11 protein-coding genes are annotated in these 9,774 nt (G+C 44.9%); 2 read left to right on the forward strand and 9 right to left on the reverse strand.

What is annotated here, in order from left to right:
• Positions 1–1,022, reverse strand: a 1,022-nt coding sequence (locus tag IIB39_10805; protein MCH8929187.1) for a T9SS type A sorting domain-containing protein, incomplete at its 3' end; no start/stop codon positions are given.
• Positions 1,023–1,217: 195 nt separating this feature from the next.
• On the opposite strand from IIB39_10805, the gene IIB39_10810 reads away from it, so the two are divergent.
• Together IIB39_10810 and IIB39_10815 are read left to right on the forward strand one after the other, a co-directional pair.
• Positions 1,218–1,730, forward strand: a complete 513-nt coding sequence (locus IIB39_10810; protein MCH8929188.1) for an SgcJ/EcaC family oxidoreductase — start codon at positions 1,218–1,220, stop codon at positions 1,728–1,730.
• 185 nt (positions 1,731–1,915) lie between these two features.
• A complete protein-coding gene (locus IIB39_10815) occupies positions 1,916–2,428 on the forward strand; it encodes a nuclear transport factor 2 family protein (protein ID MCH8929189.1) in 513 nt (170 codons plus the stop codon).
• Between the two features lie 137 nt (positions 2,429–2,565).
• Here the strand turns inward: IIB39_10815 and IIB39_10820 are convergent, their stop codons facing one another.
• The 8 genes from IIB39_10820 to groES all read right to left on the reverse strand — a co-directional run bounded on the left by IIB39_10820 (position 2,566) and on the right by groES (position 9,725).
• Positions 2,566–2,772 (reverse strand): type II toxin-antitoxin system HicB family antitoxin, encoded by a 207-nt coding sequence (locus IIB39_10820; GenBank protein ID MCH8929190.1) that lies wholly within the window; start codon positions 2,770–2,772, stop codon positions 2,566–2,568.
• A gap of 14 nt (positions 2,773–2,786) precedes the next feature.
• Entirely contained in the window at positions 2,787–2,975 is a 189-nt protein-coding gene (locus IIB39_10825) for a type II toxin-antitoxin system HicA family toxin (protein ID MCH8929191.1), read from the reverse strand.
• 49 nt (positions 2,976–3,024) lie between these two features.
• Complete coding sequence (locus IIB39_10830; GenBank protein ID MCH8929192.1) at positions 3,025–4,560, reverse strand: YifB family Mg chelatase-like AAA ATPase; 1,536 nt, start codon at positions 4,558–4,560, stop codon at positions 3,025–3,027.
• 20 nt (positions 4,561–4,580) lie between these two features.
• Positions 4,581–5,123, reverse strand: a complete 543-nt coding sequence (locus IIB39_10835; GenBank protein ID MCH8929193.1) for a hypothetical protein — start codon at positions 5,121–5,123, stop codon at positions 4,581–4,583.
• A 16-nt stretch (positions 5,124–5,139) separates the two neighbouring features.
• Positions 5,140–6,198, reverse strand: a complete 1,059-nt coding sequence (gene ispG, locus IIB39_10840; protein ID MCH8929194.1) for a flavodoxin-dependent (E)-4-hydroxy-3-methylbut-2-enyl-diphosphate synthase — start codon at positions 6,196–6,198, stop codon at positions 5,140–5,142.
• 89 nt (positions 6,199–6,287) lie between these two features.
• On the reverse strand, positions 6,288–7,631 hold the full coding sequence (locus IIB39_10845; protein ID MCH8929195.1) for an MFS transporter: 1,344 nt from the start codon (positions 7,629–7,631) through the stop codon (positions 6,288–6,290).
• A 136-nt stretch (positions 7,632–7,767) separates the two neighbouring features.
• Complete coding sequence (groL, locus tag IIB39_10850; GenBank protein MCH8929196.1) at positions 7,768–9,399, reverse strand: chaperonin GroEL; 1,632 nt, start codon at positions 9,397–9,399, stop codon at positions 7,768–7,770.
• A 35-nt stretch (positions 9,400–9,434) separates the two neighbouring features.
• Positions 9,435–9,725, reverse strand: a complete 291-nt coding sequence (gene groES / locus IIB39_10855) for a co-chaperone GroES (protein ID MCH8929197.1) — start codon at positions 9,723–9,725, stop codon at positions 9,435–9,437.
• Positions 9,726–9,774 lie beyond the last annotated feature (49 nt).

Below are 9,774 nucleotides of genomic sequence, written 5' to 3' on the forward strand. Positions count from 1 at the left end.
CGGTAGAAATAAATTCCCGATGAAACATTTGATGCGTCCCAATTGATATTGTGATTACCTGCCGTCTCGACACCATTTACAAGTCGCGCTACCTCCTGTCCGAGAAGATTATAGATTATCAGCGAAACTTCAGAGCCTATCGGAATGTTATACTCTATTTTCGTCACCGGATTGAAAGGATTAGGATAGTTTTGAAGTAGGGAAAAAGTATTTGGCAGCTCAATAGTGAGAGGATCATCAACACCGGTGACCGGCGAAGATATCGGGCGCATATCGAATGATTGATCATCAAAATATGCAATTCGGTTTGGTATAGCTGCCTCAATCGAATCTTTTAGCGATTGAGTGATCCGATCTGACCGGAATCGGACAGCAAGATATAGCAGAAAACTTTCTGCAATATCTTCGCGATCCGGATTATCGCTGGCATAGGTAGAGATAAACTCATCATCGGCGGTCTGTGCGGCGAGCCATCCGGCAGATGAAGCATGGTCTGCGTCAAGCGAAGTGTGTGATGCCTCGTGCACAAATGTCTCCTCGAGGATATTATCAGCAGCATAAAGATCACCCTGATCTGTGTGGATAAGCAGATTGTTATTCCCGCCTCCAAACGGCTCAACGCCTTTGTGAATCCAAACGGATTGCACATCGACCCGTAGCACTCTCGGTAATCTACCGATAACTTCCCCATATTTCTGTGCCTCCGCCAAAGCAGAAGCCACGCTACCGAATTCGGGATTGACCTGAATTTCGGCGGATAGTCCATCGTTAAAGCTCGCATTGAACAGATAAGCATTCAAAGTGATCCAGTCATTGATACGTCTGTCGAACATCGTTCGAGAACCCTGCCCGGTACTTGACACGCTAAGAAAAGAGGTGGTGTCTGATGACGTAATGATGTCCGGGACGAGGAAGATAGTTCCCAAAAATGGTGGATTTTGTGCCAGAGAATTTTTGGGTACTATTACAAGTACTAATAAAATGATAGTCGCTTTTGTTGATAGCATCAATCGTCTGAACATATACTCAATTCCTTAAGTATTAATATGATCTTCAATCTACTGATTATATATGTAATATCAATATTTTATTAAACTGATTTATAGTGTGCTTACGTAAACCTTTAAGTATCAGAGAGATAGGCATTTTACTTGCTTTCTCGAAAACAATGAGTTATTCTTGAATACGTATCAATTCAAATAACCGGGAGTGAAACTATGATACATAACCACCCAATCCTTTATTTACTCGTAATAATGGTTGCCGTGCCGTTTTTATTTAGTTGTACGACAGCGCCTCCTCCGGATACTTCTGTTGCGGACGGTCAAGCTATCAGAGCTGCCAGCAAGCAATGGGAGGAAAACTTCGACTCTGGCGATCTTACCGCTTTTGCCACACACTACACAGAAGAGGCAAAAGTTCTTCCGCCAAACAATCAAATGGTTACCGGTAGAGAGAGCATACAAGAATTTTTCCAAGCTTTCTACGACGCAGGCGGACGTGATTTACATCTCACAGTTATAGACCTTCATGTTAGTGGTGATATGGCGCACGTGGTCGGTAAGTATACGCTCACCATACAGCCCGAAGAGGGTGAGGCTATCAGCGATAACGGTAAGTACGTAGAGATATGGAAACGTGAAAACGGCAGTTGGAAGATGATTACTGCCACCTGGAACAGCAGCGTACCGCTTCCTGCCGCTGACGGGGAAGAAGCAGAAGAAGAATAACTGCTGAAAAGAGCAGAGGCTGTTATCACCCCTATATATACTGCGAATTCAGTTCCAGAGTTGACGGTCAAGCATCTTGTATTGGATTGCTTCGTTAGGGTTAGCTTATTTGCTTGCATTCCCAAGAACAATGAGTTATTCTTTATTACGTATTAAATCAATCCAAAACTACCGGGAGTGAAACTATGATACATAACCACCGAATTCTATCTTTATTTGCACTAATGCTTGCCATTCCAATTCTGGTAAGTTGTACCACAGCACCACCTCCAGATACTTCTGCTGAGGACACTCAAGCTATAAATGCTGTCATAAAGCAATTTGCCGATGCTTTCAACCGGGGTGATGCAGCTGCTGTTGCCGCACTTCACACAGAAGAAGCAAAACGTCTTCCGCCAAACAGTCCACTGATTGTCGGTAGGGAGGGTATACAAGCTTGGATGCAAGCCAGCCACGACGCAGGCTTAGGAGATTTACAACTTACAGTGATAGACCTTCATGTGCATGGTGATATGGCACACGTGGTCGGCAAGTACACGCTCACCATACAGCCCGAGGAGGGTGAGGCTATCAGCGATAATGGCAAATTCGTGGACTTATGGAAGCGTGAAAACGGTACCTGGAAGATAGATGTGAACATCTTTAACAGCAGCGTACCGCTTCCTACCGCTGGCGGGGAAGAAGCAGAAGAAGAATAACCGCGGAGAAAAATAGGTGTCGTTTTAAGTTTTAATTAGTTAAGACTTAGAGTCTCCGGAGAATCAATTCCAGAGCTGCCGGTCGAGCGTCCTATATTGGATTGCTTCGCTGATGAATTGCGGTTAGAAGTCGCAGCCTATACCTCAATAAGTTCACTTATGGTTACAGGCTCCGGAATAGGACTTCCATCTTCACGAAGGGTTTCCAGATGGAACTCAATTGCTTCTCGAATTAATATTTTTACTTCCGTTTGAGTATCTGCAACAGCAACACAACCCGGAAGGTCTGGAACATATGCACCATAATTATTCTCTGCTTTTTCAATTATAACGACATATCGCATTTATTTTCCCTAATTTATTTCTTTAATCCTGATTGCTTTAATATACTATTAAGAGTTCCCGGAGGCAATTCTAAACTTAGTTTTCCAGCGACGGTTACTATTCCTGTTTTGTTAAGATGCTTATACTGTCTATGGCTGCCTTTTGTTCTATGAAGATACCAGCCATCATTTTCCAGCATTTTGATAATTTTTCTGACTTTCATTGCTATGCAGAAAGTACTGCAAATACATTGTTTTCACACTGATCCAACTTCAATTCCAGAGCTGTCGGTCGAGTGTCCTATATTGGATTGCTTCGCTGATGAATTGCGGTTTGATTTCTCTTGAGCCTTCCAAATCCGCGATTGTCCTTCCCACCTTGAGGATTCGGTCATAAGCGCGGGCGGAGAGTCCTAATTTATTGATTGCTGTTCGGAGCAGTTCATCGCCCTGTTCATCCACTTTGCAATATTTTCTGATTTGTTTTGATTCCATCTGAGCGTTGGTGTGTAGCCCTTTCGAGTCTCGGAACCGTTCCGTCTGAATGTCTCTCGCTGCCTCTATCCGTTGGCGAATTGCGTCAGAAGACTCTCCTTTTTCATCGCTTGAGAGTTCGGAATATTTTACCGCAGGTACATCTATATGAATATCTATCCTGTCCAATAACGGTCCCGATATCCGTTTCATATAATTGTGTATCTCTTTCTGAGTGCAGCTGCAGTCGTTATGAGGGTCGGTGGCGTATCCACAGGGACACGGATTCATAGCCGAAGCCAGCAGAATGTTTGAGGGATAAGTCAGCGATATAGCAGCTCGCGAGATAGTGACTGTACCGTCCTCAAGCGGCTGACGAAGTACTTCAAGGACACTTTTCCCGAATTCCGGGAGTTCATCGAGAAAGAGAACGCCGTTGTGCGACAGGCTGACTTCACCCGGTCTCGGAATTCCGCCTCCTCCCACAAGCCCCGCTTCGCTGATAGTGTGATGCGGAGATCGGAACGGTCGGGTGGCGATTAACCCTCTTTTAGGCGGAAGAAGCCCCGATACGGAATGAATCATTGTAGTTTCGATAGCCTCTTCGAGCCGCAGGTCGGGCAGAATGCTGGGAAGACGTTTTGCGAGCATAGTTTTCCCACTTCCGGGAGGCCCTATCATAATGATATTATGGCCGCCGGCTGCTGCTACTTCAAGCGCTCGTTTAACGTGTGCCTGACCCTTAACTTCGGAAAAATCCATCTCATAACGACGGGCAATTTTCATCAGGGAATCAATATCAACCGTAAACGGAGTGATTGTTTTTTCTTCATTCAGGAAATCAACAGCTTCCTCTAATGTTTTCACAGGATATATAGAAATACCGGAAGCAACAGCCGCTTCTTCGGCATTCTGCTCCGGCAGAATTATCCCCTTTAATTTCTTCTTTCCAGCCATTACGGAAATATTAAGAGCGCCGCGGATGGCGCGGAGTTCTCCTCCAAGGCTCAGTTCGCCGAGAATCAGATAATTGTCCAATTTCTCCACCGGCAGCAGACCGTTAGCGGCGATAATCCCCACTGCTATCGGAAGGTCAAATGCGGAGCCTTCTTTCCGGACATCAGCGGGAGCGAGATTTATCGTTATCTTTTTCTGCGGGAATTTATAACCCGAATTTTTGATTGCCGCAGTGACGCGCTCTTTACTTTCCTTTACCGCCGCATCGGGAAGCCCTACCGTGATAAACATAGGAAGCTGAGAATCGAGATGCGTCTCTACTTCCACTATGTATGCTTCCACGCCGAGAACAGCTGCGCTCAACACTTTGGAAATCATACGTTTTCTCGTTCCATCACTCATAACGCTCTGACTCCGAAAAACGCTGCAGTAGCAAACAGAACAAACTGTCCTAATTTGAAATACCACTGCCGGTTTTCTTTTTTCTCGAATTTTTTCACATAGACCGCAATTCGCTCATCGGTTGTGGGCGTAATTCGCAGAGTATCCGCCGTGCTGTTATATGTTATAAAATATATTTCGTTCACAGTGATACCCTTATATTGGGGAAGATAAAAATGAAGTTTCATCTGATGTCCGGGATAAATTTCGTTTTGGAGATATTCGTAGTCGAACAGCGCTGCTTTGATCCGATTGCCATATCGGTCTATGAACAGGTTATCCGACTTGGGGTCAAAAACGATAAACCTGTCATCTCTGAAATTCATCAGCTGGATATCAGCCACTCTGAGATCAATGACTTTACCTACGGCATAAATATCCTGTTTTTCGGCATAAAGATAAACCTTGAAACCGTAATCGGTTGTATCAACTATGCCCTGAGCGTTAGCTATATTGAATGTGAAGAATGTGAATAAGTATATCTTAAATATAATTCTCACTGAAATTGGTAAGAAATTAGTAATTCTCAATCTCTTGGATAAGCCGCTCCACCGCCTGATCTTCCGGGATTTTTCCTACAGGCTCGCCGTCTATATACATCAATGCCTCGTGTTTACCGCAAGCAATTCCGATATTAGCTTCCCGTGATTCACCCGGCCCGTTCACAGCACAACCCATTATTGCTACTTTCAACGGGGTTTTAATATGTTCGGTTCGTTCTTCAACTTCCTTGGCAATTTTGAACAGGTCAACCTCTAATCTTCCACAGGTCGGACACGCAATAACAGTCACACCTGCGCTGGCAAGCCCGAGAGATTTTAGAATTCCCTTTGCGACTTTCACTTCCTCGACGGGATGGTCGGCGAGAGAAATCCTAATCGTGTCGCCAATTCCTTCCGCCAACAAAGCACCGATTCCCACAGCAGATTTTATACTCCCGGTCCGATAAGTGCCCGCTTCGGTAACTCCGAGATGAAGAGGATAATCCAATTTTTCGGAAAAGAGTTTGTACGCCGCCATCATTAGAGGAACGTCGGAAGATTTTAACGATACGATAATATCTCTGAAATCGTTCTCCTCGCAGATTTCGATATGCTTCGATGCCGATTCAAACATCCCTTCGGCAGTGGGAAACCCGTCTCTTTCAATTATTTCTTTTTCTAACGAACCGGCGTTCACTCCTATACGGATAGGTACTCCCCGTTCCTTGCAACCGTCCAATACCATTTTCACTTTATCCGGGCTGCCGATATTTCCCGGATTTATTCGAATTTTGTCAACGCCTGCTTCCAACGCCAACAGCGCCATTTTATAATTGAAATGTATATCCGCTACCAATGGAACCGACATTTCCGCTTTAAGTTTTACGAGAGCCTCTGCTGAGGCTTCATCCGGCACAGTAACCCTGATTATCTGACAGCCCGCTTCTTCAAGAGCGTGTATTTCTTTCAGCGTTTCCTTGACATTCCACGTCTTTGTGGTAGTCATTGATTGAATGCTTACAGGTGCGTCACCGCCAACGGCTACATCGCCAACCATTACCTGACGTGTCTTTCGCCGATTTATCTCCATTATGTCCCTTTCTAAGTAATAAGAATATTGATCTTCATAAAAATTTAGTCACTCTTGTCATTCAATAGCAAGAGATTGGCTAATTGCCTTCTTTATTCCTCATCCACTATATCGCTTGGCGGCATGTCAAACGCTTCCGTAATACCGTCTTGCCTTTGAACCGGAGTCCACTGCTTGCCTGACTTCTTCCGCCTCTTCCTTTTCTTATATTTCGTGAGAAATAAAAACCACAATATTGAGGGGATAAGCGGCAACATTGACATCCGCAAGCCAATATCTCTTGGGCTGAGATTCAGGTTATCCAGTGACCAGCCCACCACAGCCGTGGAGGCGGAAAACACCGCCGTAAAAATCGAAAGTTCAAGGGCAAAAAATCTTCCTCTGAATTTATCTTCGATTTCTAAATGCGCGAGAGTTGTGCTGAAAAACCAGATAGATGCTCCTCCGAAAGTCATTGTAAATACGGATACAGAAGCCCACCATATATTCGGCGCAAAGCTGAATGCGACAAAGGAACCGGCTATCACCAGATAACCAAAGCCGATGGTGCGTCGCATAACCCGCTGACTTTCGCCGAAATATTTCCTTATCAATATTGGGCCGATAAAAGCCCCCATCCCTCTGGCGGAATATAAAAACCCTAATGCTGCGGACGCGCTTAAAACCTTTAATGAATAGACTCTTTCGGTAAATATTGGGAAAAGAGTTAAAATACCGCCCGTTAAAGCTAATCCGGGCTTCACTAAAATCAAACCAAGTCGGTAGGCATCTTCTTTGATATATTTTATACCGCGAATCAGCTGACTCACGCCGCCGCCGGTTTCTTTCTCCCCTGCGGCATCTTTTGATTTTAACGAAGGAATCAACCGGATAAAATATGCTGAAAGGAAAAACGTTGCGGAATCAATGATAAACGCCATATCCCTTCCCAGCCAAATCATAACCGCTCCGCCAATCGCAGCGCCCAAAGCGAGCATGGCTGACCATGTGCTTCCAGCGAGAGCGTTTGCCGCGACTATCTCATTTCGTTTGGTGATATTTGGAATCACAGCAGTTCGAGCAGGCTCAAAGAAGCTTGCGAAAACCATCTGAATCACCATAAGCGTGTATGCTATCCAAAGATGCTCTTTGGTTCTGAGAAATATAAATCCGATTACAAGAACGCCACGTAAAATATCAGACCAGATCATTATCTTCTTCCGGTCGAATCTGTCAACTATCACGCCGGCATAAGGACCGATGAAGAAATTAGGAAGTAACTTCGCTATCAGCACTCCGGCAACAGCTTCACCCGTTCCGGAAAGTTGAAATATGAGACTGTAAAGAGCGAGAGTGTTGAACCAATCGCCGAGGTTGCTGACTAACTGTCCGAGCCAGAGATTACGAAAATCGCGGTTACCCTTTATCAAAGACCAGTATGTTATTTTTGCCGCCAAGTCCGTCTTACCTTTCCGAATTTGTCTTGTGATTAATCCCGCTTAATATCATGCTTTAATTTTTCATATGCAATTATTTGAAAGCATAAAAAAACCCCGCTGATAAACAGCGGGGTCAATTTCACTTATCAAGCGTTTAATACATTCCGCCCATACCGCCGGGAGGCATCGGTGGTCCTGCCGGACTATCCTTTTCAGGTTCTTCAACAATAACCGCTTCAGTCGTTAATAGCAATCCTGCGATTGAAGCAGCGTTTTCAAGCGCTGTCCGTGCTACTTTCGTAGGATCAATAACACCGTCTGCGATTAGATTGGTGAACTTTTCCGTCTGAGCGTTAAATCCGAAATCGCCTTTTCCTTCTTTAACTCTCTGCACGACAATGGAACCTTCCCATCCCGCATTTTCAGCTATTTTTCTGAGCGGGAACTCTAAAGCCCGCTTAACGATTTCCACACCGACTTTCTGATCGCCTTCTACCTTCAATTTTTCTAATTTGCCCAGAGTTCTGATGTATGCCACACCGCCGCCGGGGATAATTCCTTCTTCCACCGCAGCGCGGGTAGCGTGAAGAGCGTCCTCAACGCGTGCTTTCTTCTCTTTCATCTCTACTTCGGTAGAAGCGCCAACACTTAGCACAGCCACACCGCCGGCTAACTTGGCAAGCCGTTCCTGTAGTTTTTCCTGATCATAATCGGATGAGGAGGATTCGATCTGAGCCTTTATCTGATTTATCCGCGCTTTGATGTCCTCAGTTTTACCGCCGCCCTCGATGATAATTGTGTCATCCTTATCAATTGTTATGCGTTTTGCCTGTCCGAGATAAGAAGTAGTAGCATTTTCCAGTTTAAAACCTCTCTCTTCGGATATTACTGTTCCACCGGTTAAAACGGCGATGTCTTCAAGCATTGCTTTACGCCTGTCTCCGAAACCCGGAGCCTTAACGGCAGCAATCTTCAAAGTGCCTCTCAGCTTGTTCACAACCAATGTGGCAAGCGCTTCACCGTCAACATCCTCCGCAATCAGGAGAAGAGGTTTGCCCACTTGGGAAACTTTTTCGAGAATCGGAAGAAGGTCTTTCATATTGCTGATCTTCTTATCGTGGATAAGTATATACGCGTCTTCCAATACCGCTTCCATGCTGTCCGCGTTGGTCACGAAATAAGGCGATAGAAATCCGCGGTCGAATTGCATACCCTCTACCACCTCAAGTGTGGTATCCGTGGATTTCGCTTCCTCAACGGTAATCACTCCGTCTTTTCCCACTTTATCCATTGCGTCGGCAATAAGGTCGCCTATCTCAGGGTCGTCATTCGCAGAAATAGTTCCAACCTGCGCTATCTCCTCTTTTCCGGGAAGAGGTTTACTCATCTTATGTAATTCTTCAACGACTGCAGTTACTGCTATGTCAACACCTCTTTTTAAATCCATAGGATTCGAACCGGCCGCTACATTCTTCAATCCTTCGGTGAAGATACTCTGCGCTAAAACCGTTGCGGTTGTTGTACCGTCACCTGCTATATCAGATGTCTTGGAAGCAATTTCCCTCACCATTTGAGCGCCGATATTTTCTATACCATCGCTTAGTTCAATCTCTTTTGCTACTGTCACGCCGTCTTTTGTGATAGTGGGCGCGCCGAATTTTTTCTCGATGACGACGTTACGTCCTTTAGGTCCGAGAGTCACTGCGACAGCTCTTGAAAGCTTATCTACACCAACTTTAAGAGCATTGCGTGCCTCAGCATCGAATTGAATAATTTTAGCCATTATTAGCTATTCTCCTTTTTTAAAATTATGTGCTTCTCTTAAACGATCGCGAGAATATCGCTCTCACGCATGATTAAGTATTCATCCTTGCCAACAGTTATCTCGTTACCGGAATATTTTCCGTAAAGAACACTGTCACCGATCTTAACTTCCGGCTTGATAAGTTCACCATTATCAGAAATCTTTCCGGCTCCTACAGCAACTATTTTCCCGGCCTGTGGTTTTTCCTGCGCCGTATCAGGCAGTATAATTCCACCGCTGGTCTTCTCCTCTGCCGCATCAGGCTGAACTACAACTCTGTCGGATAAAGGTTTGATTTTTAACGCCATTTCTGTTCCTCCATTATAACATAAGATATTGTTTTTACTTTTCTTATTT

This window comes from Candidatus Neomarinimicrobiota bacterium (assembly GCA_022573815.1).
Classification (GTDB): Bacteria; Fidelibacterota; SORT01; order SORT01; family SORT01; genus JACZTG01.

Coding starts and splice junctions, on each gene's coding strand:
- IIB39_10810 (MCH8929188.1), top strand. CDS start 1,218: ATGATACATAACCACCCAATCCTTTATTTACTCGTAATAATGGTTGCC.
- IIB39_10815 (MCH8929189.1), top strand. CDS start 1,916: ATGATACATAACCACCGAATTCTATCTTTATTTGCACTAATGCTTGCC.
- IIB39_10820 (MCH8929190.1), bottom strand. CDS start 2,772: ATGCGATATGTCGTTATAATTGAAAAAGCAGAGAATAATTATGGTGCA.
- IIB39_10825 (MCH8929191.1), bottom strand. CDS start 2,975: ATGAAAGTCAGAAAAATTATCAAAATGCTGGAAAATGATGGCTGGTAT.
- IIB39_10830 (MCH8929192.1), bottom strand. CDS start 4,560: ATGATTTCCAAAGTGTTGAGCGCAGCTGTTCTCGGCGTGGAAGCATAC.
- groES (MCH8929197.1), bottom strand. CDS start 9,725: ATGGCGTTAAAAATCAAACCTTTATCCGACAGAGTTGTAGTTCAGCCT.